At 33.7% G+C, this 24,663-nt stretch carries 20 protein-coding genes and 3 pseudogenes; 8 read left to right on the forward strand and 15 right to left on the reverse strand.

All coding sequences use genetic code 11. The features are described 5' to 3' along the window. Positions 1 to 4: 4 nt before the first annotated feature. The 6 genes from LKV13_RS01535 to LKV13_RS01560 are packed head-to-tail and all read right to left on the reverse strand — an operon-like array spanning position 5 to position 5,536. Positions 5 to 1,078 (reverse strand): hypothetical protein, encoded by a 1,074-nt coding sequence (locus LKV13_RS01535; protein WP_229088859.1) that lies wholly within the window; start codon positions 1,076 to 1,078, stop codon positions 5 to 7. 19 nt (positions 1,079 to 1,097) lie between these two features. Continuing rightward, positions 1,098 to 1,856 (reverse strand): hypothetical protein, encoded by a 759-nt coding sequence (locus LKV13_RS01540; protein ID WP_229088860.1) that lies wholly within the window; start codon positions 1,854 to 1,856, stop codon positions 1,098 to 1,100. A 13-nt stretch (positions 1,857 to 1,869) separates the two neighbouring features. After that, positions 1,870 to 3,534: a DNA repair protein RecN gene (locus LKV13_RS01545; RefSeq protein WP_229088861.1), complete on the reverse strand. Its 1,665-nt coding sequence runs from the start codon at positions 3,532 to 3,534 to the stop codon at positions 1,870 to 1,872. A gap of 35 nt (positions 3,535 to 3,569) precedes the next feature. Beyond that, entirely contained in the window at positions 3,570 to 4,403 is an 834-nt protein-coding gene (locus LKV13_RS01550) for an NAD(+)/NADH kinase (RefSeq protein WP_229088862.1), read from the reverse strand. Further along, on the reverse strand, positions 4,393 to 4,923 hold the full coding sequence (locus LKV13_RS01555) for a chemotaxis protein CheW (RefSeq protein ID WP_229088863.1): 531 nt from the start codon (positions 4,921 to 4,923) through the stop codon (positions 4,393 to 4,395). Before LKV13_RS01555 ends, LKV13_RS01550 begins: the two co-directional genes overlap by 11 nt. Positions 4,924 to 4,957: 34 nt before the next feature. After that, positions 4,958 to 5,536, reverse strand: a complete 579-nt coding sequence (locus LKV13_RS01560) for an RlmE family RNA methyltransferase (RefSeq protein WP_229088864.1) — start codon at positions 5,534 to 5,536, stop codon at positions 4,958 to 4,960. A 42-nt stretch (positions 5,537 to 5,578) separates the two neighbouring features. Here LKV13_RS01560 and LKV13_RS01565 point away from each other — a divergent pair, with 42 nt between their 5' ends. Together LKV13_RS01565 and LKV13_RS01570 are read left to right on the forward strand one after the other, a co-directional pair. Next, positions 5,579 to 6,625, forward strand: coding sequence for a polyprenyl synthetase family protein (locus tag LKV13_RS01565; RefSeq protein WP_229088865.1), 1,047 nt, complete (start codon positions 5,579 to 5,581; stop codon positions 6,623 to 6,625). Continuing rightward, on the forward strand, positions 6,622 to 7,311 hold the full coding sequence (locus LKV13_RS01570) for a tetratricopeptide repeat protein (RefSeq protein ID WP_229088866.1): 690 nt from the start codon (positions 6,622 to 6,624) through the stop codon (positions 7,309 to 7,311). Before LKV13_RS01565 ends, LKV13_RS01570 begins: the two co-directional genes overlap by 4 nt. Here LKV13_RS01570 and LKV13_RS01575 read toward each other — a convergent pair. Genes LKV13_RS01575 through LKV13_RS01600 form a run of 6 tightly spaced genes read right to left on the reverse strand, consistent with a single transcriptional unit; the run spans position 7,289 to position 13,140 of the window. Continuing rightward, positions 7,289 to 8,095 carry an ABC transporter permease gene (locus LKV13_RS01575; protein WP_229088867.1) on the reverse strand — a complete coding sequence of 269 codons (807 nt, stop codon included), beginning with the start codon at positions 8,093 to 8,095 and terminating at the stop codon, positions 7,289 to 7,291. The genes LKV13_RS01570 and LKV13_RS01575 overlap by 23 nt on opposite strands. Beyond that, entirely contained in the window at positions 8,096 to 9,028 is a 933-nt protein-coding gene (locus LKV13_RS01580) for an ABC transporter permease (RefSeq protein ID WP_229088868.1), read from the reverse strand. Continuing rightward, complete coding sequence (locus LKV13_RS01585; RefSeq protein WP_229088869.1) at positions 9,025 to 10,482, reverse strand: ATP-binding cassette domain-containing protein; 1,458 nt, start codon at positions 10,480 to 10,482, stop codon at positions 9,025 to 9,027. Before LKV13_RS01585 ends, LKV13_RS01580 begins: the two co-directional genes overlap by 4 nt. 4 nt (positions 10,483 to 10,486) lie before the next feature. Beyond that, positions 10,487 to 11,527: a BMP family ABC transporter substrate-binding protein gene (locus tag LKV13_RS01590; RefSeq protein ID WP_229088870.1), complete on the reverse strand. Its 1,041-nt coding sequence runs from the start codon at positions 11,525 to 11,527 to the stop codon at positions 10,487 to 10,489. After that, positions 11,520 to 12,086, reverse strand: a complete 567-nt coding sequence (locus tag LKV13_RS01595; RefSeq protein WP_229088871.1) for a 5-formyltetrahydrofolate cyclo-ligase — start codon at positions 12,084 to 12,086, stop codon at positions 11,520 to 11,522. The genes LKV13_RS01590 and LKV13_RS01595 overlap by 8 nt, the downstream gene beginning before the upstream one ends. Positions 12,087 to 12,096: 10 nt before the next feature. Beyond that, positions 12,097 to 13,140 (reverse strand): hypothetical protein, encoded by a 1,044-nt coding sequence (locus tag LKV13_RS01600; RefSeq protein ID WP_229089683.1) that lies wholly within the window; start codon positions 13,138 to 13,140, stop codon positions 12,097 to 12,099. Between the two features lie 728 nt (positions 13,141 to 13,868). Between LKV13_RS01600 and LKV13_RS01605 the strand changes: the two genes are divergently transcribed. The 3 genes from LKV13_RS01605 to LKV13_RS01615 all read left to right on the forward strand — a co-directional run bounded on the left by LKV13_RS01605 (position 13,869) and on the right by LKV13_RS01615 (position 15,706). After that, positions 13,869 to 14,009, forward strand: a complete 141-nt coding sequence (locus LKV13_RS01605) for a hypothetical protein (protein ID WP_229088872.1) — start codon at positions 13,869 to 13,871, stop codon at positions 14,007 to 14,009. Between the two features lie 96 nt (positions 14,010 to 14,105). After that, on the forward strand, positions 14,106 to 15,242 hold the full coding sequence (locus LKV13_RS01610; RefSeq protein WP_229088873.1) for a LysM peptidoglycan-binding domain-containing protein: 1,137 nt from the start codon (positions 14,106 to 14,108) through the stop codon (positions 15,240 to 15,242). A 104-nt stretch (positions 15,243 to 15,346) separates the two neighbouring features. Continuing rightward, positions 15,347 to 15,706: an outer membrane protein assembly factor BamD gene (locus tag LKV13_RS01615; RefSeq protein ID WP_229088874.1), complete on the forward strand. Its 360-nt coding sequence runs from the start codon at positions 15,347 to 15,349 to the stop codon at positions 15,704 to 15,706. Between the two features lie 9 nt (positions 15,707 to 15,715). Here the strand turns inward: LKV13_RS01615 and LKV13_RS01620 are convergent, their stop codons facing one another. From LKV13_RS01620 to LKV13_RS01630, 3 genes are read right to left on the reverse strand one after another with little or no spacing between them, the layout of a single operon-like run. Beyond that, positions 15,716 to 16,834: a vWA domain-containing protein gene (locus LKV13_RS01620; protein WP_229089685.1), complete on the reverse strand. Its 1,119-nt coding sequence runs from the start codon at positions 16,832 to 16,834 to the stop codon at positions 15,716 to 15,718. Positions 16,835 to 16,886: 52 nt separating this feature from the next. After that, positions 16,887 to 19,688 carry a periplasmic flagellar collar protein FlcA gene (gene flcA, locus LKV13_RS01625; protein ID WP_229088875.1) on the reverse strand — a complete coding sequence of 934 codons (2,802 nt, stop codon included), beginning with the start codon at positions 19,686 to 19,688 and terminating at the stop codon, positions 16,887 to 16,889. A 13-nt stretch (positions 19,689 to 19,701) separates the two neighbouring features. After that, complete coding sequence (locus tag LKV13_RS01630; RefSeq protein ID WP_229088876.1) at positions 19,702 to 20,595, reverse strand: 1-acyl-sn-glycerol-3-phosphate acyltransferase; 894 nt, start codon at positions 20,593 to 20,595, stop codon at positions 19,702 to 19,704. Positions 20,596 to 20,891: 296 nt separating this feature from the next. Between LKV13_RS01630 and LKV13_RS01635 the strand changes: the two are divergent. The 3 pseudogenes from LKV13_RS01635 to LKV13_RS01645 all read left to right on the forward strand — a co-directional run. Beyond that, positions 20,892 to 22,046: pseudogene (locus tag LKV13_RS01635) on the forward strand (peptide ABC transporter substrate-binding protein); the annotation flags it as partial. Continuing rightward, positions 22,022 to 23,176 (forward strand): annotated as a pseudogene (locus tag LKV13_RS01640) (peptide ABC transporter substrate-binding protein); the annotation flags it as partial. The pseudogenes LKV13_RS01635 and LKV13_RS01640, both read left to right, overlap by 25 nt. Next, a pseudogene (locus LKV13_RS01645) lies at positions 23,122 to 24,297 on the forward strand (peptide ABC transporter substrate-binding protein); the annotation flags it as partial. The pseudogenes LKV13_RS01640 and LKV13_RS01645, both read left to right, overlap by 55 nt. Between the last annotated feature and the right edge of the window lie 366 nt (positions 24,298 to 24,663).

Genomic DNA, 24,663 nt, shown 5'->3' on the forward strand with positions numbered 1-24,663 from the left:
GCAACTACAATCCCAAATACCTTAAACCACCATTATCGCTAAAATATAAAATTCCCTTATCAAGCTCAATATACGAAGCCACACCATCGTTGAAAAATATATTATCAAACAAATTAAAAGAACTCGCAGAATAGGTCCTTACATTTACTATTTTAGCATCTGGATCATAGAAATATATTCTATAAATTCCACAGGAAGAATCGTATGAAGCCTTTAAAACATAGTTTTTATTATCAATTTTAAAAAAGTTACCGCTTTCAATATTAATTATTAAAAATGAATCCTTAATTTCAATGAATAAATTATAGAAACCGTCAACCTTTAAAAAAGGATCAAAATTTTTAATCTTCAAATTGCTTAGACGCAATATCCGATTATATTTATTGTCCAAATTAATTACTTCCAAGGAATGCTTTTCATGTTCTCTTATTACACATAAATATTTATTATCCAAACTTAACTTGAGGCATAAAACCGGGGATCCAGTATCTGACGCATCACTGTCGTGAACCAAATTTCCTTGTTTATACACATAAACCTTACCATCAGATAATCCTAGTGATAAAACATCATTGTTATAATCAATACTTAATATTGATGCTATGAACTTCAAAGACAAAATTTTATCTCCATTAGACCCATAAACCTCTAACTTCTTATATAAATTATTTAAGGCAAAAATGGCATTATCTTTCGTAAAAACAAAACCCTTAAATTTAAATGAAAATAAAAATTTATCAGTTTCCCTGAGGAATACGGAATAATGATCTTCAAATCTAGAAATCACATAGTAATAATCTGAATGGCTTACCAAATAATTATTCAAAACACTATAGTGCCCTTTATTAAAATCTAGTTTTAACACTTTTTCTCCAATAAAGGCCCTATTACTTGGAACAATACCAACCATATCATGAGGTTCCATTTCAAAATGCTTAAACTTATAAAAAACAGAAGCGGAAATAGTCATCTTCAGCAAAAAATTAAACAATACTGTCAAGATTAACAAAAAAATCAATAATGAAAGAAACTTTACTTTTCTATACTTAATTAAGTTTTCCTCATTATAATTCAACATTTCCAGTCTTCTCCCCTTTTTAATCTGCGTTACTCAAATCTGATTGAAACTTGGCAGACCAAACATCATAAAATTTCGAAAACTTTTCAGCTATCTCATTTTGAGAAGTAACAGTAGCCAGTATCTTTCCAGCTTGCATATAATTCAATGCTTGTCTTGAAAATACGTAAACCTTATTTGATTCATACCTCACTTTTAAAAGAAACGCACCCTCTTCCAAAAGCTCCAAGGACTTGACAAGATGAGCTAATTGAGCCTTATAAAAAGGACTATCAATGATCAGATTTTTTGTTAAATTCTTAAAATCGATAAAATTCTTCACAAAAACAATAAATTTAAGATACATATCTTCTAGGAAAAAAATTGATTTAGAATCACCCTTGTTAAAATACATCCCCAAATCAATGAGATACCCTAATTTTCTGACAATTAAAAACCGCTCTCTGGGATCCAAATCAACTACAGACTCTCTTGAAATAAGATCACTAGGAGAATCAAGCAAAATAGGACTTACAAACAAGGAAAGATCGTTGATAACGTTAAAAAGATTTCTCTTAAAATTATAGTTAACCTTCAATCTAGGCCTCGTATAAAAGTAATTCAAGGAGGCAATGTAACTTAAAGCATTCAAATTTAGATTAATAAAATTAATTGTCGCCTCAGGATCAAGCGATAACTTCCCAGATTCCTTGATTTCTTTTATATCACTGAAAGTTTTCAAAACAAGATTATCAATAAATAAAATCTTTTGATAATCTTTGCTATCAATTAAATCCACAAATACCTACTTATTAACTACTATTTTTTAAAAGAGTCTCTGCGTGTCTAATACTACTGTCGTTAATATCTCCACTGAGCATCCTAGCAATTTCTAAAACTCTATCATTTTCAAACAATAGAGAAGCGCTAACGCAAGTATTATCCCTACTGCATTCCTTTTTTATTAAAACATGATAATCTGCAAGGCTTGCAACATTGGCAAGATGGGTCACAACAAGTAGTTGAACATTATTTGATAAATTTTTTAAATAGTTACCCAAGCTAACGCCAGCCTCGCCCCCCATACCAGAATCAATCTCATCAAATATTATAAGCTTATTCTCGTTAACATTTTGTACACTCTTAATAGCCAACATTACCCTTGAAAGCTCCCCCCCAGAAGCAATTTTATAAATTGGTTTCGCCTCTAGCCCAAGATTACTAGAAATTAAAAACTCCACCTCATCAATACCTGTTAAGCCCATTTTTCTCTCCGAGACTGAAGCAAAAAACTTTGCATTTCCCATATTAAGCCTACTCAATATCGCTGTTACCCCAGAAGAAAAATCCAGGGCAGCCCTTTTCCTAGCTTCCGAAATATCACCCGCTAATCTCTCCGCCAGTTTTAACAGGCCATTTAATTTCTGCTCTCTGTCCAACCTTTCGGCTTCAAAATTAAGCGATGAATGAACAACAGAACTGCATCTTTCTCTCAATGCTATGATATCCTCAATATTTGATCCATACCTCTTCCTAAGGCGAGAAATGTCATACAGCCTACTTTCTATTTCCTCAATTTCTCTTTCATCATAAGTCATATCAAGCAGAAGTCTGCTGTAAACTTGTCCGATATCCTCAAGCTCATAATAAGAGCTCTTAAGACGTTTTTCAAGCTCAATACAACTACTATTCATACTGGCCAGATACTCAGAATCACAAATCACCCCTTTTAACTCACTTAAAGCAGAAACATTCTCGTTTAAAGTTAAAACATTCTTCAAGTTTAAAAGTGCATTGCACAAAGATTCATGATTTCGAAGCTCGTCTAGCCTACCTCTTAAAATTTCCTCTTCCCCTACCCTAGGATTTAAAGAATCTATATCCTTAAGTATCCTTTCACACTCCTCTTTATTTTCTTTATGTGATCTTTCCTCCAAAATGAAATTATCATAATCATTCAAAAATCTAATGTACTCTTCATAAACTAACCTATATTCTTCCAGACGAACATTTAAACTAGCATAATTGTCCAAAATTTTTAGATTATTTGATGGATTTCTCAAAATTGAATACTGTTGATTTTGAGAATGAACCTCAATCAACATATCAAAAACTGGTTTCAAGACTGCGCTAGAAGTAGGCTCATTGTTAATGTAATAATTACTCAAAAAAGTGTCTGAAGATCTAGATGTAATTAACCTCTTTATAATAATAAAATCGTCGGATAATACACCCCTAGAAAACAAATAATCTCTAGCCTCTTTATTTGTTCTAAACTTGGCAAGCAAAACACACTCTCTCTCTTTATCCATAATAATATTGTCTTTAAGCTTTCCACCAAATAAATAATAAATTGATGATAATAATAAACTCTTTCCGCTCCCAGACTCACCCGTAAATACTACTAAACCCTCATCAAGACTAATCAACACTTCTTCAATTAGAACAAAATTTTTTATAAAAAGCTCAACCAACATACCAAACTCAAAAATAAACAATAAAACGTGTTAATTTATAATAACTTATTTTTAAGTCTTTTCACAAAAGTATCTGTACAGAAAGATGCAAAACGTAGGCTTTTATTCGCAAGGCTCACTTCAAAAACAATGTCAACTTCAAATTTGCCAAGATTAACCCCGTCAACAAAAATTGATACTGGATTTAAAGCGCATTGCTTCTGAAACGAAAGCGTAACTTTGCTTCCGACTGAGAAAACAAAGGATCGATTATAAACCGAATGTGGAGAAATGGGAGTTAAAATAAAGGCCTTAAGATCTGACTCTAAAATGGAACCCCCTGCTGAGAAAGAATATCCAGTCGACCCTGTAGGGGTCGCAAATATTATTCCATCACTCCTATATGAAAGAAAATCTTCTGCATTAACCCTAAGATCTACACAAATCAACTTATTAAGAATGCTTGAACGAATAATCACATCATTTAAGGCATACTCAGTAAGCACATTACGTCCGTTCTCATAAGCACTAACACTGAGCAGATATCTTTCATGAATAACTAAAGAATTATCAAAAAACTTATCTATTACCTCTTTAAAATCTCTAGGTTTTATATCTGCTAAAAACCCTACCTTACCCAGATTTATTGAAATAATTGGAACATCAATATTGTTCTTCAACAACAAACTACTGGCCAGTAAAACTGTGCCATCCCCTCCCAAAGTCATTGCAAAAATCAAATCAGAGGCCAATAAATCCAAATTCTTATCGGCTCCTGCCAACAAACTTAAAACACCATACTTATCTTTTAGATACTCTTGTATTTCACATCCAAGAAATTCGGCATGTAAGTTTGAATAATTAACATAAATTAAAACCCTACCTTCCATTACTCTTCTTGTATGGAATCCCCTCAAATTCAGCCCTGTCAAATATTTGCTCAATATCAATTAATACTAAATACTCACTCTCAAAATTCTCCTCTTTATCGATCCTCACAACACCAGATATGTATTTTCTGTCCAAGGTCTGTAAAGTAGCAGGAGGTTCTTGCACTCTAGCCTCATCAAAGCTAATAACTTTTAAAACCTTATCCACGAATATTCCCAAAAGCTTGCCCTTAATATTTACTATTAAATAACCCGTTAAAATCTTATCTTCCTCTGTCTCGCAAACAGAAGGAATATTAAATCTAACATTTAAATTTATTAAGGGAATAATATCTCCTCTGAGATTATAAATACCTGTAATATACTCAGGAACATTGGGTATTGCGTATATACTCTCCATAGGCACTTTAATCACCTCCCTAATATGGTCTATTGTAACTCCATAGCTTTCCCTTCCTATTTTAAAGCATGCAACCTGCAACTGATACTTCCTCTCTCTAACTTTTTCTCTTCCAAACATACTTACACCCTCAAAGTTACCTAACTACCTGCTTCTAACGCAAGAAACCCTTAGATAAAAAATAAATTTCAAATGAATTCTTCCTAACAGCTTTGGGCCTAATCTTCCTGACAAGCCTGAAACGTTTCTTAAGTATAGCAAAAATCTGTCCCTCATCCCCCCCCTGAAAAACCTTAATCAATAAATTTCCACCTCCCGCCAAGACCTCAGAAGCCATTTCCACCACCCTGATGCTTAAGTTAAAAGAACTACTAGTATCAACCAACCTGTTGCCAGTGGTCCTAGGAGCCACGTCACTTAAAACTAAACCGTAGGGAGCAAAAGACTTAACCTTATTTAAAACACTGCCAAGAAAGATATCGCCCTTTATAAAACAAAAATTGCAACCAAAGTCAAGATCCATCTCATTAAGATCAACCGCAACAAGAATACCTTCCTTCAGCTTACCGTAAGCGTACTGAGAAAAACCGCCAGGAGACGCCCCAATATCCAACACATTACCAGAAGAAAACAAAGAAAACTTCTTGTCAATCTCTATTAACTTATAAACAGACCTAGCAGGATACCCCTCTCTCCTAGCTCTCTTCGAATACTCATCATTAACATCGTACATACAATTCTCATCGTCATGATGCTTTTATTATAATTCTTATATATGGAAAATAAATTATTTTTAGAAAATATTGAAAAAAATATTAATTTAGTATTTTCAAGTGAATATTTTCTCAATCTCTTTAAAGACACAGCGTTGGAGCTAAAGCTTAATATAAGAGAAGACGTAATAAAGAAAATTCAGGCTCCAGTCATTGAGATAATAAAAAGAGGAGGAAAGAGAATAAGACCAATGCTCATGATTGCCCTAGCTCATGCATTAGGACACAGCACTAATGATACTGAAAATCTATACAACTTGAGCTTGCTACTTGAACTACCTCATTCCGGAAGTTTAATTATTGACGATATTGAAGATAGCGCCTTAAAAAGAAGAGGAGGGCCTGCTATTCACTTAATTTATGGAATAGACTCTAGCATTAACACTGCAAATTTAACTTATTTCCTACCGATGAGTTTAATAAAGAACTCTAATCTAAAAGAACATCATAAACTACTAATTTATGAAAATTTTTTCACAACTCTTACTTTTCTTCACATAGGGCAAGGAATCGACATTGAATTGCACAAAGGAACACGCATCCCAAGCGTTAAAGAATACATCTCTTTAGTCGAACTTAAGACAAGTTCCCTTTTTGGAATGGCCGGTTTTTTAGCTGGAATACTTACAAATAACGAAAATAAATCGAAAAATCTTTACAATACCTTCCTAAAATTTGGAACCTATTTTCAAATAATGGATGATATCAGAAACATCAAAAATGGGATCAAGGGTAAAGATTTTGGAGATGATCTAATTGAAGGAAAGAAAAGTCTTCCCGTAATATACTTTTTAAAAGAAAAAAAGTTTGATAGGAGTATAATTGAAATGCTAAATAAAATCAAAAAAAGACCCATAAATGAATCAAGAGAGGACATATTAAAATTCAGTGACATGCTCAACTCATCAAACGCCGTAAAAAAGGCTTTAAAAATTGCTATGTGGAATTTTAATAAATTTATGGAAGAATTAAAATCATATAAACTTATAGGAGAGTACCAAGACGTAATAATAGAAACTTTAAACAAAATAAAAGAGGATAACCCATGAAAAAATATATATTAATTCTAGCCCTTACGAATATCGTTACTCCTGTTTATGCAACAATACCCGTAGAAGATATAGGCAAAGATAAAATTGATGAACTTTACAAAGAGTCAATTTTATTAAAAAATTTAAAAAAATATAATGAGTCTAAATCATTATTGATGAAAATCATAAACGAGGATCCAAAACAAGTAGATGCATACCTATTGCTCTCAGAACTGGAATATTTGATGGGAAACTGGCTAGAAGCAATTAAGCAAACAAAAATTTATTTAAAAATAATTGATTCTAACGATATAACAAATTATCTCGACATCTCATGGGCATATTTTCTCATCGGAGAGTCCAAAAACTCAATGGATTACATAATAGATTTTATTCACAAAAACCAAAATTTGCTAAATAGTAACGCATACGTACTCATTGACACCATTTTAAAAAAAGGGATTTATCATTTTGTTGAAGACGAAGATACAATGTTTAATCTAATAATCAACACTATTTTCCAGATAGAAACACACGATGACATGTTATACACACTTTTCCTGCACAACCTCAACATTTTAAAGCAGATACCTTTTTACCTCTTTAATAAAGTTAAGATAAAGGAGCTAGAATTACAAATGAGAGCCTTAAAACGAATTAAGAATTCAACAAATGATATGACTAAACCTTTTTATTTTTCCTAAAAAGCGAAATCAATATATTAATCAATATGGCCATATAAAATGGCAAAGAAAGAGCAAAATAAGAGTTTACGTAGCCCTGAAAATTGAAAAAGTTATATTCAAGAAACACCATCAAGAACGAAATCGGAAAAATGAGCCACGGGTTTGAAAATGAGATATATAATATACAAACAGCGAGCCAGCCATTATTTAATCCCAAATTATAAGAATAAAAATTAAGGCTCATGGCAAGGAATGAGCCAGCTAAACTTGCTGAAGCCGCAGATACAAAGATAGCAAAAGACTTAAAGTAGTTACTAACACACTCACCTAATACATTCTCATAATCACCCGAACGTATAAACTCAAAAACCACCCTAACTCTCGAATAATTCACTATATAAATAGTGAGACATAAAAAGACGAAAAAAAATATAATCAAAAGAGAAACCGTAAAACTGTTTGATAGATCCAAACTGAATCCTGGCATAAAACCAAAATTAATCCTCATTAAAAAACTGACTAAAAAATAACACAATATGTTAATGCCTATACCCGCTATGAAAATATCATAACCTTTCACTACAAGAAAAGATAAAAATACGCCAAAAATAAAACTAACTAAAAGTGATATAACAATTGAAATAAAAATGCCACACCCCAAATAAATGAAAAGAGATGTTAGGAATACAGATAAAAAAGAAATCCCCTCAATGGATATATTCAAAAGCCCTATTTTTTCCGTATAAAGCGCCCCAAGTGCTAAATATGCAAATATTAGTGAATGTATGAAAATAATCAACATCTATTTTTTATCCGAATTAATTAAGAATAACGAGAAAAAAATAGAGACAGCCTGATATAAACCGATGAACTCATAATTAAAAGAATAATGTATCTTAAGATAATTAGTAAACTCATTCAGCATGGCAAAAAATAAGCTAAAACACATTACATAAATGTAATTAAATCCCGAAATTACAGCCACAATAAATCCACTCCAGCCAAGCCCTGAGGTTAATCCTAAAAATAGATAATTTTTAAAAAATATGACAAACATTGTTCCTACAAGACCATTAAGAAAAGCGCTAGCAAATACCGTGCATAATTTATAATTAAACTCATTGACGCTAAAAAATTTACCTAGCATCTTCCTGTCACTTAATATCTCAAGTTTTAATCCCAAAATAGTTCTCTTGTGCATAAATATATAAAATCCCCAAACCAAAACTCCAAACAAAAGTAAATATGGCAAAGAAGTATCAAGAGTAAATATCTTATCAATGCTCTTTGTTTGATTCAAAAACCCATTTGAAACTAAAAGTTTTGATATAAACCCATCTACCAATCTTTGGTTCCCATAGGACATCAAAAGACCCGTAAGCATCTCATTTACGCCGAAAAAGAATGTTAAAAAAAAAGGAATTATCCCTATAAAACCAACCAAAAACGAGCTTAACATCATTATTAACACAAAATTGAAATACGTGAGCCCAAACAATTCACAAAACAAGTAAGCTAAATACGCTCCAAAATAAACCTGTCCCTCATGACCAAGATTCAAGCTATTACTTCTAGCACAAGTAGAAATCCCTGTCGCAATCAGTAGAAGCAATGTAAAATTCCAAAATATTGCCTTAATGTAAGACAGACTAAAAAATCCATCAAAAAAATAACTAATGATTAACGCACTAAATGAAAAAAATAGGAACACATATTCTTTCCTAAATGATCTCATATGAATAACAGTTCCCTTAAACTTGTTTTGTTAATATGCTTCCTTTGCATTCTCAATACAACTTCACCAGCCTTAATCGCTAAAACGTCATCGGATAGAAGAAGTAACTCATCTAAATTAGGTGTAATTAATAGTACGGGTTTTCGCCTAGCAAAATTACGAATAAAAACGGTTATCTCATTACAAGCCCTATAATCTAGGTTACTAAGGGGTGAAAAACAAATCAAAACACTCTTTGTAATATACTTTTCTCTAAAAAGAGCAAGTTTTTTCAAAGTTCCCCCCGAAAATGAAAAAGACCTAGAATAAAAAGTCTTAATTATTTTATCATCGCAATATTCCATATCTTTTTTAAAAAATTCCTTAAGCTTTTTAATAGTGGACTCCTTAATAAAAAGCTCATCCTCAAAGCTCATTATTTTTGTTAGAAAGCTATCCAAGATAGTACTATTATCAGAGAATAAATTCGCGATACCTAAAGGTAAAAACCCCGCCTTTAGTTCGTAAACATTAATACTCTCATGCCTTTTCCCGCCCATTTTTATACATCCCACAAATGGAATCTCTCCCAAAAATAACTTCTCCCATGTTTTTATTGCTGCCTCTTCTGCAATAATTCCAAAAACTCCTCTTTTTTTTAAAGAAAAACTAATATCATACTTCCAAAAATCCTCAAAAAATAAACTAAATTTTATAAAATCCTCATCTGATTTACCGTAATTAACATTTGTAAGAATACATTTATCTGTTGTTATTTCAAGCTTATTAAGTATCATCTCCTTATTTGTCGTCCTAAAGCATTTTCCATCCTTTAAAATAACAAATTCATCGCTAAAGTTTATGGCACTCCCAATTTCTCTATGTGTGATAAAAAGAGAAGTGATGCCTGTCTTTTTAAGATTTTCAAGCAGTTTAATAAACTCCCTAGCTTCCTTCTGAGAAAAATAAGCTACACTTTCATCAAAAATAATAATCTTTGCATTACTCTTAAGAGAAGAAATAATAAGTAGGAGATATACTTCTTTAATATTTAAATCTCGTATCCTCTTTTCTAGATCAAAATTAATCTTGTAAAACTGCCTGATCCACCTATAATACCTATAAGTCCTAGATTTATTCATTAAAACGAAAAACCCAGAGTCAAACCAATAAATGTTAAGGTACTCCCACACTTTCAAATTCATATTAAGTTTTGGTATCTGAGATACAAGATAAATACCATTACGCTTTGCCTCGTCCACATTCCAAATCTTCTGTACTCTATTATCTACAAACACATCTCCACTATCAAAATGAGCAACCCCAGCTATAATTTTGGACAAAGTGCTCTTTCCCTCTCCATTTCTACCAATCACAGTCAAAATCTTGGCTTCCTCAATTTTTAAATTAACACTATCCAGAATGGGTCTCTCAATATCTGGAAAAGATTTCACTATGTTCTTAAACTCTATCATAATGTCATTCTAAATCTATCTTTATCCCAATATCGCTTATCAATTTCACCTTGTCTTGAAGGCGTTTCTTAATCTCAACGCTAATACTTTCTACATAAAACTTATTTAAAAAATTGAATGAAACTCCCATTTCTCCAAGTCCAAGCACTTCGTAGGTGCCGTATTTAATATCCCCACTTAAAGCTTTATTTAACACTTTTTCCATATAAAATCTATTATTTGTAATACCCGAGCCAATAATATTGTCCTTATTATTCAAATAATCCTCACTATCAAAGAGAACTGCAAATACATCATGTTCACGCACTGATGAAAGCACTCCCTCAACAGCCGATCCCACAATAGGAAGAACTACAGAAACTTTTGAATTTAAAATTAAAGAATCGGTTAAAGCCTTTACCTTATTACTATCGTGCCAATTCCCTAAAGTCCTAAAGAAAACTTCCGAATCTGAAACTTCTTTAACTCCATTTCTAAAATAAGGGAAAATATAATCATTCATAACGGGGTATTCTTGTCCTGCAATCAAGGCCACATTTTTGTATGACAAATTAAAATCTTTTAAGAATAGACCTACATAATAACCCAAGATGTAAGCTTCCTCTGCAACATTATAGGATAAGGAGTACACCTGGGGATTAGTGTTTTTAACCAAAGAATCGAAAATTAAGAATTTAGTATAAGGATAATTCTTTGAAACCTTATCAATAATTCCCTGCATTGAATTATTTGCGGTTATTAGAAAGTCATATTTCCGATGACTTAATAATTTCTCAAGCAATTCCGTCCACTCACCCTGATTAAATCCAGCTTCAAATAGCTTAATCTCAATATCCCCTCTATTCTTCTGGAATTCAATCAAAAAATCATACATTCCTTTGTAAGAAGGAGCACCACTAATAATCCCTGGCACAAATAAGGCAATCTTTTTCCCTAGTGAGGTGTTAAGCTCTCTAACTTTGAAAAAATTAATATACACAAAAAGAAACAAACAAATCAAGGAAATAAAAATCCAAAAAATTCTAGACAACAAAGCTTTACTCACAGAAACGAACCATCCTCTCCCTGCAAATCAGAACATCCAACTTGGCGTCATCGATACAAAAAGGTACAAAATTAAAAACCTGAAAATCAAAGCAAACCCCAACTTTTAAAAAGTGGCCTCTTTGTAGGAAGATATCATAAAATCCTCCACCGCGTCCAACTCTATGCCCAGTTTTACTCGAAAATGCAAGACCTGGAACCAATACAACAGAACACCTGTTACTATTAAACTCAATGCAAGAAGTGGGCTCTAACAAATTAAACTTGCCAATCTTAAGAGAAGATGCTCCAAAATATCTAAAAAAGCTCATGGTACATTTATCTAAAACCTTGGGTAAAAAAACTTCAAAGTTCAAATTTAGTAAAGAGTTTAATAACTCTTGTATTTGAACTTCAAATCGCATAGGGTAATATGTCAAAATCTGACAAATATTTACGCTTTCAATAAACCTCAGTAATTTTAAAGAAATATCTTCGCTAACCTTGGCTATTTTGCCTGTCTCATAAGTTTTTAAAAGAAGAACCATCCTGTCTCTAATTTCTTGCTTTAACAAGACCATGCTCATAAAATTAAAATTCTCTGGGTCTTAATAAATAAAATTCATCAACCCTTAAATTATTAGGAACATCACCATTAGTACGAGCTAAATACATTTTGAAAGAATGGATTGTTTTAAAAAATTTCTTCATCAAAGACAATCTCCTCTTTTTATAATCTTCAAAAAAATTTGAAACAGACCCGTGAACAATCAATTTTTCAAAGATGTCTGATGAATTCTTTACAATATCCTCTATGAAAAAAAACACACTTGCCAAATGGATGAAATTATTAAAAAGGATACCTATCCTTCCCTTCAAATAGTTAACATCACTAATCATGTCAGCCCTATCACCTAAAGTATGATTTTCATCTTCCAAACTCCACTTTGAATATATGAAATTAAACCTAGGATCTTTTACTAAATTCTCATATAAAAAGTCAAATCTAAGGCTACCTTCAATGTATTTTGAAAATTTGTAGTTTGAACCCCTATTGCTTAAAGAAATAAAATTTTTACGACATCTTTCTCTGAGAGATTGTATTACATTCCTCAACACAGGATCACTAGTTTTATTCAAAAAAGAATTGCTACCCCAAATCAAAACGCTAGTACCTTCTGAAACCAAATATTCATCTCTGTTATGATGCTTAAGCACACCTTCAAAAACACTTACAAAGTAATTTTCGTAATACTCACCACTAACATAAAATTTTGCTTGAGTATCTGTCATGAAAAAATAATTATCAATGTCAACAGAAAGCGAGGATCCTTTAACAACTTCATAAACAACAACTTCCAAACTTCCCTTAAACAAATATATCCTTGCGTCCTGTACGTCCTTAAGGGAGGAATAAAAAATAAGACCATGCGTATTAGAATAAAAGGTTAAATCTGATGAAACACCGTTTATTCCATACAAACCTATCTTAACTTTTGAATTGTCTCCAACCTCAATAAAATCATATTCAAAAATTTCATCCCCCAAATCCAATTTAACAGGAACAGTATTCCTTAAAACACTAACTCTACCTTCCATTTCCTTAACAGACGCCACCTGAGAGAATAACACCATCCCAGGAAGTAACAAAAAGATAACAGCATAATATTTTAAAATAAAATTTCCCTTCCTTCCAACACTTGTAAATTAATTATATCCTTTTTCAAAAGATTTTTAACCTTGATAAACATGAAAATAAGCTATTAGTTCTACCAGGCTTGTAAAAATGATATTTTGAATTAGATTTCCCTACATAGAGGCTCGAAAAGGAGCGAGGCTGCCGATTGGTGCAGCAAATATTGTATAACAAGGATGTATTTATGATAAAAAAGATAAATTGTTGGTTTTTACTTGTCTTTGCCCTGTCTGTCTTCTCGTGTAAAACTTACCATCTCCAGAAGGAAGATTGTGGAGAAAATCCGAAAATTTCGGGAGCCCCTGGAGAAAAAAGATAAGACATTGTTGCTGGGCTAACAGCAGTTTTGTGGGTATAAGAATACCATTGATAGTGTATTGGTTACTTAAGGCTACGAGTCTTAGGTAACCAATGCTGTTCAATGGCAGGGATGCGTTTGTGGTGAGACTGGTTTTGGCATTACGTGCTTTGTCCCTCCTGTCGTGTAAGGTTTCTCTAGAAAAAGGGAAGCGTGAGAGTTTCAAGGCTCTCTATCAAAAGGAGTAAAGTGTTGATTTTAGGCTAACGGCAATTGTATAATGAGTACTATCGAGCAACGGAGGCGTTAGTTGCCTGGGGTTCGGGTTGTGTTGAGCAACTGGGGCTGTCCGGCAACAAGGATGTGTTTATGACAAGAAAAAGCAGGTTTTTGGGTTTGTTTATACTTACTCTTTCTCTCTTATCGTGCGGAACTTATCCAGAAGAAAGAAAGTGTGAGGATTTCAAAATTTCAAAACCCCCTAGGAAAAGTGTTAGGGCTGAGCTGTAGGGCAGTTTTGTATACTGCAGGTACTGTTGGGAAATAAAAGTATTGGTTACTTAGCGTGTTGAGTAGCCGGTGTTACTCAACAACAAGGATGTGTCTATGATGAAAAAAAACAAATTGTTGTGTCTGATGTTATCAGCGTTTATTTTGTCCGTCTTATCGTGCGAAACTTCTCCAGAGGACGGTGAGGATGGAAATGCTAGAATTTCAAAAAGAAACGGAGTTGGGCGTCCTGAGGATCTGCAAAGAGACGTTGAAGATGTTAAGAATGAGGTCATAAGAGAAAGAGGAAATCTTTTTTATTCCAAAGAGTTTAACGAGGCCGAGAGGGCTGAGAAGGAAATGAAAGAGAAATTCAAGAAAGGGGAAACTCAAAAGGGTAATGAGATCGCTCTGAAGGCATTGGAAAGATACAGAAACATTGCAAGAGATACAGTGGAAAAGAAAGAGAAAATAAGCTACCTCAGGGAGAATATAGAAAGGTACCTAAATGACGCTGAAGCGAACGAGGCGTACGTATGGATACCACTAGAAGTTGATGAGGTAAATAATCTGTATTTTGAAGCAACTAGAAAGTACAAGGTGTACGATATTGAAAATTCCCTTGGTATGTATAGCAAGGCCTTCAATAAGGCTCAGCAGACCGCTAAAAGAGCAAAAGAGTCGAGAGCCCTTAAGGAAACAGACGAGAGGATGTATAAGCAATTAAAGGCACTTGAGGCCGCTTCTAATCTCTCTGTCTACAGTGACAGTAAGCTCATTAAGCCGTCCCCATGGAATGGGAGAGCGCTCATTAAGGACAAGGGAGCTTATACAAACCTTCTAGATTTAGAGGGTGGGGTTTATTTGCTCGGCAAAGTTGATTTCCCATTAGTGCTTGCTTATGAAGAGGAAGCTGAGGAAATAAAGAGGTCAGATTCAAATAAATTTAAAACCCTCCAGCTTATTGAAAGGTCTAGGCAGCTGTGGGAACAGGGTCTTGAGGCTAGAAAACTTAACAACCTTAGACTCGCAAATGAATTATTTCTAGATTCTGCTAGGTACCTGGAGGCTTACCAAAGCCATGCAAGTAGGGAGCTCTACGTAGTCAAAATTGGTAACACTTTGTGGGGAATTTCTAAGAAACTATACAAGGATCCTTATTTATGGCCGAAAATTTGGTTTGCAAACAGACAGAAGATACAAAATCCGGATTTGATACATAAGGATTGGAAAATTATAATACCTTCTAAATAAATTTCTAAGTAAATAAAGCGAGAGAAGAAAATGAGTAAGACCTTGTTTTCTTCTCTCAGATCTAATAAAATTATTTTGGTAGCTTTCTAAAAGAGGGTCTTAAGGTGAGAAAGTTGATGTTGATTAGCATTCTTTTGTTTTCTTGCTACACGGCGAGTTTGGAGGAACTTACAAAAGAAACTCCCCATGGTGTCTATTTAAGAGAAGCTCAAAAAGCAATGAACTTAAATGACTATCAGTCCGCTTTAAGTGTATATGAAAAAATGATTAAAAATCACAAAGGAAGTTCAAGCGTAGTCGCTACTGGGAAATATGAAATCGCGTTCATAAACTATATTACCGGCAAGAAAGAAACAGCAAAAAATCTGTTTGAAGAACTAATAAAATCTGGTACAAAAACCCCCAGATGGATCTTAACTTTATCTAAAAAAATGATAGAAAAAATTGAAAAAACTAAAGCTTAAAAAGACCCCTTATTGCTGAAGTAGTATTCCATAGACCGCAATGTCCTTCCTTTTAGCTGAGTCGATTACCGCCTCATACACTATTGGCCCCCTAGGATATTCATGAGGCGGCGCATCCCCCAATACAATAATAAGCCTGTTCTCTGCCTTCCAGTCAAACTGAGTAACAGCAGCATTAATACCCTCAAACACAGCTTCAGGATAATCCCCACCGCCACCCACATTAACATATTTAAGGATATTATTTAAATATTCTTTAGTATTAAAGTCAAAAGATCTTGTCAAAAAATCTTCAAGATAATCCTTATAAAATACAAGACCTACCCTATAAGACTTAAACTTCTCAAGTTGAGGTTCTACTATTTCAAAAAGATGCTCCTTTAAAATTTCAATATGACTCTTCATGCTCTCAGTAGCGTCAATAACAAAAACGAGATCCAATTCAGCAAGTGAGTCTTCTGACCTTTCTAAAATATCCTTTATCTTTTCAATAGTATCCATTCCCTTATCTGCAATAATAACATCATCTGAAAATCTCAAAAATGCTTCTCTTAAACCATCAAGCGCCACCCTACCTTCCGTTTGGGTATCCTTAAAAAATAATTCATAAGCATTATCTTTGTACTGACCTAAATAATCATTATATTTTTTTTCAAAAGTCCTAATCGAAAACCAAAAAGGCTCTTTTTTCCTCTTAAGTGCTTCCAAATCAATATCACCGCTTCTTGTCGAAAAATCTGGAAAACCATATTTTAATCTTTTAGGGATCAATATATGAAAAGCCTCTCCAAACTTTCCATTTGGAACAGGAGTAGAAGATGTTAGTGATAAAAGCTCTCTATTCTTAATAACCCTACCGTTTAAAATCCTAATCTCATCCCCATTAATCTTGTTGTAGCTCAATGTTCTAAAAGAATAAGTAGACACATCCTTGCTTTTGTCCGGAATTTCAAAAGACTCTGTTAGAATAACAGACTTAACTTTTGGCTTTTTTCTAATAAAAAGATGAAACCCATCTTCATGAGCCTCCACATACACATCATCAATAGTAATATCTAAATGGTCATCCATTAAAGAAAATAAATCAAAAACAACAAGCAAGAAAATAAAAAAGTAAGTTTTTTTCATATAAGTCCCTAAAAACAAACTAGGCAAACCCATGCCCAAAATTCAACAAAACTTAAAGATTATCAGCCAAACTATCATAAAATAAGATACTAGATCCAGAGAAATCATTTTTAAAAACACTTCTGAGATTTAAACTAGCAAGATCTTTCCTCGAACTTCTAACCATATCAACATCTCGATTTAACAGGTCAAAAACCCTAGAAGATTTGGTCAAATTAGCGATCCCTGAATCAAAAAGCTCATTATCTTTAACAATGCCAACACCGACCCCATTGCCAAGAGATGCTCTTATCTCAACAACTCCAAGGTTATTATAATTCTCAATTTCTTTTATCAACAAGGCCTTATGATAATTATTATCAGGTCTAAACCCCAAAATACTAGATTTTTCTATTTCCAAATTCTCTAATATCCTCACATAGTAACTCCTAGAAGCCACAAAATCACCCATTTTATAAAGGACAGACGCAATTAAACCTAGAACTTCATTGTTATTTGAAAATCCAGACATGCTTTCAACTTTAAACAAATAGTTTAATGCTTCCTTATAATTATCCTCTCTATAATTAAGCAATGCCACCTTATAATAAACATCCGAGGAATTAACTCCCTCATTTATTGCTGCATTATAAGAAGAGATTGCCGCCTTAAATCCTTTCAAAGACCTAAGAATGTCACCCTGCTTTTCATATACCAAAGAAAGCTCTCTAGATCTTCCAATAAGACTATTTTTTTTATAAAAATCATAATCGTTTATGGCTAAGCCAATAATATTACTTGCCTTAAGAGAATCGTTTCTTTTTTCGTAAATATCTGCCAAAATTCTATAGGCTATTATTTTATCAGCAGAATTTTCAATCAAATTTTCCTGCCTGAAACCATTTAATGCCGTCAACAAATACCCCTCTGCCTTTTTAAAATCACCCATATAATAAGAATACCTACCATTCTCAAATAGAGCCTTATTATAATTAGGATTATGAATTAAAATCCTTCTGAGAACATATTCAATCTCTGAATTCAAATTGACATCGTTTAAAGCATTAAAAACAGTCTCTCCATCGCCCGATTTAAAATCAGCAAATTCTTTATTCAATAAATTCATTTGAGCGCTGAAATACTTCAAATTCCTAGATAAATTATTTATCCTCTTGTTGTAAACAGTGAAGTCAATATATTTATCTATTAATTTCTTAACATACCTAGTATAAACTACCTCATCAATATCTAATCCTTCATTTGCCTTGATAAAGGAATTTACATTTTCCATTTCTCTATCAGCACCTGCCTCAATATAGGCACTGAAAAGCTTAAACAAGATTTCCTTTTTATAGCCATGCCTGGATAACAAAACAGTATAACTATTGATGCTATCCCTATAATACTTAACATCCGTTTGAGCCCACCGAAAATAATTATCACCTTTAGCCATTAACGCCTCGCGGTCATAAAGGTCATAAGATATGACTTCATCAAGAATCGAATTAGCCTCAGAATATTCCCCAAGCCTCATTTTCATAGCAGCATAAGATATATACCCATTCTTATCAAATTTCTTTCGTCTTCTCTTGGAAGCGTCCCTTGAAAAGGGATCAATAGTAAATAACTCCTCGTACTTTTCCTCAGCACTATCAAAATCTCTTATATCTTCGAAAGCCTGAGCATAAACCAAAAACCACCTGTCATTAGGCCGCATGTAATATGCATCTTTGAAAGTAGACTTAGCAAGATCTCTTTTATTTTCATAAATATAAGACACACCTTCTTTGTACTTTATATCAGATGCAACATAAAAAAACATGACATCCACTAAAAAATAAAACATAACAAAAGTTAAAGAAATAGCTAACAAAGCTATCTTGAATATCGGCATTAAGGCTTTTGAAATTCTGTAGCTAAGTTCCTGTTCAAGCCGACTGAACTCCTCTGCCTTATAATAAACAACAGGCAACTTGACAGAACGACCAACAATATCACCAACAAACTTAGCAATAAACTTAAGCCCTTTCTTATTTTGCTCAACAAGATCAACCAATGCCTCAAGCTTGTATCTAGAGATATTATCTTTCGTTAAAGCCTCAGCAACAGCTATCCTTAAATTTCTAGGGTAAGAATTTAAATGCTCAAGGAACAAAGGATAATTAATTGTAAACTTACGATCTTGGGCGCTCTCTTCCCCATCATCCTCTAAAAAGCTAAAATCATCCGAAAGATTAGAAAAGTCGCCCTCTTCATCAGCATTGCTACCAAAAACACCGGAGTCAGAATTCCCAACAACATCATCAGTATCACTCAAGTTATTCGAATTATCAACTATACCATCAAGATTAAAATCATCGCCAAAAATATCGCCATCATCGTTCAAAGATTCTTCACTCAAATTCTTAAAATCCTTAGCATCAGGAGACTTACTAACATCCGGCGAGCCGGCGCCTAGCCCATCATCTACATCAAAATTAATTACATTGTCTACACTAACAGAATTATCATCAAGAACTTTTTCAAAATCCTCCTCAAGCTGCGATCCTGAAACATCAAATTCATCCTCCAAACTATCAAACTCAGAATCAATCTCCAACCCCCTAGAATCCCCTAAAATCGATCTGTCTTCCCCGCCCAGACTGCCCTGTTCTTCATTTTCAAGGGCATCAAGAATAAAGTCTAAATCAGGTCCCTCCTCCTCTGCTTCTGTATCAAGAAAAGATTTTTCCTCCCATGGAACAATACTTTCATCCACATCCCTCGGAGGTTCAATATCCATCTGTACCCCAAAAGGCTCTTTTTTAACTCTTTCACCAGAAATATCATCCAATATTTCCCTTTTAAACTTTTTTACTTCCTCTATATCAGGCATACTACAATAAATCCTAGTTCAAACCATTATATATTCTAGCTCCCTCTTCATGAAGAACCACAAAACGCTTCTCCAAGTCATCCGCAATCCTAGAGCTCAATATTTCTTTTGTAGGCTCTAAGCCTTCCTGATCTAACTCCCTTAAGATCAAATTCTTATATTCAAGCATATCTATAACTTCCGTCACATTATAAACGATGGTATCTTCCTTAAAAATGTCATGCGACATTTCTTCATCTGCTGAAACTTCAAGAATATTTCCATTGATACCAACCATCACAAAATAATCAAAAATCTTAAAATAATTCCCAATTTCCGAAATTATCTTCTTGGTTTCAGGCCTCCCTTTTCTATATCTAGTTGCTGTTGGAAAAATAAGAATAACATACCCGCTGCTCTTCTTATCAGAAATAAATTTCATAGAATTAGCATTAAAAGCTCTCCTCTCTCTAATCGTCTCAGTGTCAACACCAATAAACGAATGCGGAGGGTAAATAAATATCACACTGTAACCCAAAGACAAACTTTTAACAAATAAATCATCCTTAAAAAGCTTAACGCCAGCCACAGGAATGATATGGTCTGCAACTTCTGTACAACTCATTTTACTTAGTAAGAATTGAAAACAAGGAAAGTCAAAATTGCTGTAATGCTCCATCAATATGATAGATGACTTTCCAGATTTAGTCTTGTTATAAAGTTCTAAAATATGTTGTATACCAACAATAGTAGAACTTTTTCTTAAAAGTCTCTCTATCATTCTATCAGCCAAATCCCTACTAACAGAATTAGCCATATGATAAGAGCTACCTAGACAATTTACATTTTCAATAGCTTTAAACTGACTGATGAATTCATCTTCAATATCCTTAAAGTACCTACTGAAACTCTCATTCTGTATAAACATAAAAAATCACCTTTAAACTTTTAGAAAAAATAAAACACCCACAAACCAATAACAGCCTGTGTAATTATACTTTATTTGATTATCAAATTAAAGCAAAATCTATTTAAGTCTTGCAACAAAACTCATTTATAATAGAAGAGAATACAATAACAAAAATTAAGGAGAACGCGTTATGAAACACAAAATAGTAATTCTTTTATCTTTTTTTGTTTTGTTCTTATCCTCATGTACTAACGATGAACACAAAGACAAGATAACGTTTAGAGGAGGATTACTTCAACGGTAATTTATCTGATTCTGAAATTGGAATTAAGGCTGTAAATGACTCCACTCTTGAAATAACACTTGCTAATCCAAAGCCTTACTTCCTTGACATGCTGACACACCTCACATACATGCCTGTTCCAGTTCATGTTATTGAAAAACATGGCAGCAGATGGACTGATCCTGAAAACATGGTAGTAAGTGGGCCTTTTAAGTTGAAGGAAAAACTTGTCAATGATAAGATCGTTATTGAAAAAAATAATAGATACTACAACGCTGGTAATGTTGAAATAGATGAAGTCGTCTTTTATACAGCAAACTCAAATACTGCATACAACATGTACATAAATGACGAACTTGATTTCCTAACAAAGATAGGTATGGAGTATTTAGAAGAAGCCAGAATAAGAGATGATTACTACGCTCACCCCATAAACAGATTAAATTATATCTCATTCAACACTACTGTTAAACCACTTGATGATCCGAGGGTTAGAGAAGCCTTGACTCTCGCCGTTGATAGGGAGACATTAAATAAAATTGCCTTAAAGAACCAATCAGCACCAACAAGGAACCTAACTCCATCATTTGAAAATTATTCTTATGGTAAGGAACTTGTCTTATTTGACCCCCAAAGGGCTGTGCAACTGTTAGCTGAGGCTGGTTATCCTGATGGTAAGGACTTCCCTATTCTTAAATACAAAACTTCAAAGCGTGATGGCCCAAAATTATTCGAAGAGTTTCTACAGGAACAATTTAAGAAAATACTAAACATTAACATTGAAATTGAAACTGAAGAATGGACTACATTCCTAGCCGGCAGAAAGTTGGGTAATTACCAAATAGCAGACATGGGGTGGGCAGGTGATTATTCAGATCCGCTAACTTTCCTTGAAAGTTTATTTACAACAGAAAATCATACATTTGGGGCATATGGCTATTCAAATAAGGAATATGACTCACTAATAAAACAATCTGACCTTGAGCAAGACCCAGTTAAGCGCCAGGACATTTTAAGAAAAGCTGAGGAAATAATTATAGAGAAAGATTTCCCTGCCGCTCCTATCTCGATTGCTAAATCATATCATCTCTTCAGGGATGACAAATGGATCGGGTGGACTCCCAATATTGCGAGGATTACTTCAACGGTAATTTATCTGATTCTGAAATTGGAATTAAGGCTGTAAATGACTCCACTCTTGAAATAACACTTGCTAATCCAAAGCCTTACTTCCTTGACATGCTGACACACCTCACATACATGCCTGTTCCAGTTCATGTTATTGAAAAACATGGCAGCAGATGGACTGATCCTGAAAACATGGTAGTAAGTGGGCCTTTTAAGTTGAAGGAAAAACTTGTCAATGATAAGATCGTTATTGAAAAAAATAATAGATACTACAACGCTGGTAATGTTGAAATAGATGAAGTCGTCTTTTATACAGCAAACTCAAATACTGCATACAACATGTACATAAATGACGAACTTGATTTCCTAACAAAGATAGGTATGGAGTATTTAGAAGAAGCCAGAATAAGAGATGATTACTACGCTCACCCCATAAACAGATTAAATTATATCTCATTCAACACTACTGTTAAACCACTTGATGATCCGAGGGTTAGAGAAGCCTTGACTCTCGCCGTTGATAGGGAGACATTAAATAAAATTGCCTTAAAGAACCAATCAGCACCAACAAGGAACCTAACTCCATCATTTGAAAATTATTCTTATGGTAAGGAACTTGTCTTATTTGACCCCCAAAGGGCTGTGCAACTGTTAGCTGAGGCTGGTTATCCTGATGGTAAGGACTTCCCTATTCTTAAATACAAAACTTCAAAGCGTGATGGCCCAAAATTATTCGAAGAGTTTCTACAGGAACAATTTAAGAAAATACTAAACATTAACATTGAAATTGAAACTGAAGAATGGACTACATTCCTAGCCGGCAGAAAGTTGGGTAATTACCAAATAGCAGACATGGGGTGGGCAGGTGATTATTCAGATCCGCTAACTTTCCTTGAAAGTTTATTTACAACAGAAAATCATACATTTGGGGCATATGGCTATTCAAATAAGGAATATGACTCACTAATAAAACAATCTGACCTTGAGCAAGACCCAGTTAAGCGCCAGGACATTTTAAGAAAAGCTGAGGAAATAATTATAGAGAAAGATTTCCCTGCCGCTCCTATCTCGATTGCTAAATCATATCATCTCTTCAGGGATGACAAATGGATCGGGTGGACTCCCAATATTGCGAGGATTACTTCAACGGTAATTTATCTGATTCTGAAATTGGAATTAAGGCTGTAAATGACTCCACTCTTGAAATAACACTTGCTAATCCAAAGCCTTACTTCCTTGACATGCTGACACACCATACATACATGCCTGTTCCAGTTCATGTTATTGAAAAACATGGCAGCAGATGGACTGATCCTGAAAACATGGTAGTAAGTGGGCCCTTTAAGCTAAAACACAAAATTTTAAACGAAAAGATGGTTATTGAAAAAAATAATAGATACTACAACGCTGGTAATGTTGAAATAGATGAAGTCGTCTTTTATACAGCAGACAACAGTACAACTTCCTACAGAATGTATGAAAATGACGAACTTGACTTCCTAACAACTCCAACCATCCCACCTAACTTAATAAAAGAAATAAAGCTCAGAAATGACTATTATACCTCAGCTATAAATGGGCTTTACTATTTTTCGTTCAACACTACTGTTAAACCACTTGATGATCCGAGGGTTAGAGAAGCCTTGACTCTTGCCATTGACAGGGAGACGTTAACAGAAAAAGTTATAGAAAATAGTTCTATTCCCACAAGAAAAATTAGTCCCAATTTTAAAAATTATTCTTATGGCAAGGAACTTGTCTTATTTGATCCCCAAAGGGCTGTGCAACTGTTAGCTGAGGCTGGTTATCCTGATGGTAAGGACTTCCCTATTCTTAAATTAAAATACAATACGAACGAAAATCATAAAAAAATCTGTGAATTTATTCAAAACCAATGGGCAACAACTCTAAATATAAATGTCGGACTTGAAAACGAGGAATGGGTAACCTACCTAGCAAATAGGCAAAATGGTAATTATGAAATAGTAAGGGGGGGCTGGTTGGGCGATTATTCAGATCCAATGGCATTTCTGGGCTTATTTCAAACAGAGTTCACACACTTTACTTCATACAAATACCTTAATAAGGAATATGACTCACTAATAAAACAATCTGACCTTGAGCAAGACCCAGTTAAGCGCCAGGACATTTTAAGAAAAGCTGAGGAAATAATTATAGAGAAAGATTTCCCTGTTGCTCCAATATACATATATGCAGGCAACTATCTCTTCAATAATGACAAATGGACCGGATGGAATCCCAATATTCTGGAAAGATTTGATTTCTCTGAACTTAAAAGAATAAAATAGAGTGAAGGGGTGTTTGTTAAAGATGCTTTAACAAGCATCTTTTTATTAGTAAGGTTGAAAGCGGCTCAAAACCTGAATCCGTGGTCAGTCTCCGTTTCTGGAACGGCGAAGTACCATCTCTTTCTGTTTGCATCAACAGAGAACTTAAAGGAATTTCACTGCGTACGCATAAAAGTACAATGCTTTAATAAAAATCTCGATCTAACGATTTTAATTAAAAAATAAAATATCTTCAAAGGCAATAAATAGATGAACTGAATCTCTTAAGCACTAATAGACAAATCTGAATCAAATAAAACTTGTTAAAAATATCAAATTCAAATGCCGCACAGTAATATGCAAATTATAAAACCTAGCCTTCAAACA

The sequence above is a fragment of the Candidatus Borrelia undatumii genome (assembly GCF_020882015.2).
Lineage (GTDB): Bacteria > Spirochaetota > Spirochaetia > Borreliales > Borreliaceae > Borrelia.

Excerpts from the sequence above, each read along its gene's own strand:
- LKV13_RS01535 (WP_229088859.1), bottom strand. The coding sequence starts at position 1,078 with ATGTTGAATTATAATGAGGAAAACTTAATTAAGTATAGAAAAGTAAAG.
- LKV13_RS01545 (WP_229088861.1), bottom strand. The coding sequence starts at position 3,534 with ATGTTGGTTGAGCTTTTTATAAAAAATTTTGTTCTAATTGAAGAAGTG.
- LKV13_RS01550 (WP_229088862.1), bottom strand. The coding sequence starts at position 4,403 with ATGGAAGGTAGGGTTTTAATTTATGTTAATTATTCAAACTTACATGCC.
- LKV13_RS01555 (WP_229088863.1), bottom strand. The coding sequence starts at position 4,923 with ATGTTTGGAAGAGAAAAAGTTAGAGAGAGGAAGTATCAGTTGCAGGTT.
- LKV13_RS01560 (WP_229088864.1), bottom strand. The coding sequence starts at position 5,536 with ATGTACGATGTTAATGATGAGTATTCGAAGAGAGCTAGGAGAGAGGGG.
- LKV13_RS01565 (WP_229088865.1), top strand. The coding sequence starts at position 5,579 with ATGGAAAATAAATTATTTTTAGAAAATATTGAAAAAAATATTAATTTA.
- LKV13_RS01570 (WP_229088866.1), top strand. The coding sequence starts at position 6,622 with ATGAAAAAATATATATTAATTCTAGCCCTTACGAATATCGTTACTCCT.
- LKV13_RS01575 (WP_229088867.1), bottom strand. The coding sequence starts at position 8,095 with ATGTTGATTATTTTCATACATTCACTAATATTTGCATATTTAGCACTT.
- LKV13_RS01580 (WP_229088868.1), bottom strand. The coding sequence starts at position 9,028 with ATGAGATCATTTAGGAAAGAATATGTGTTCCTATTTTTTTCATTTAGT.
- LKV13_RS01585 (WP_229088869.1), bottom strand. The coding sequence starts at position 10,482 with ATGATAGAGTTTAAGAACATAGTGAAATCTTTTCCAGATATTGAGAGA.
- LKV13_RS01595 (WP_229088871.1), bottom strand. The coding sequence starts at position 12,086 with ATGGTCTTGTTAAAGCAAGAAATTAGAGACAGGATGGTTCTTCTTTTA.
- LKV13_RS01600 (WP_229089683.1), bottom strand. The coding sequence starts at position 13,140 with ATGGTGTTATTCTCTCAGGTGGCGTCTGTTAAGGAAATGGAAGGTAGA.
- LKV13_RS01605 (WP_229088872.1), top strand. The coding sequence starts at position 13,869 with ATGACAAGAAAAAGCAGGTTTTTGGGTTTGTTTATACTTACTCTTTCT.
- LKV13_RS01610 (WP_229088873.1), top strand. The coding sequence starts at position 14,106 with ATGATGAAAAAAAACAAATTGTTGTGTCTGATGTTATCAGCGTTTATT.
- LKV13_RS01620 (WP_229089685.1), bottom strand. The coding sequence starts at position 16,834 with ATGAAAAAAACTTACTTTTTTATTTTCTTGCTTGTTGTTTTTGATTTA.
- flcA (WP_229088875.1), bottom strand. The coding sequence starts at position 19,688 with ATGCCTGATATAGAGGAAGTAAAAAAGTTTAAAAGGGAAATATTGGAT.
- LKV13_RS01630 (WP_229088876.1), bottom strand. The coding sequence starts at position 20,595 with ATGTTTATACAGAATGAGAGTTTCAGTAGGTACTTTAAGGATATTGAA.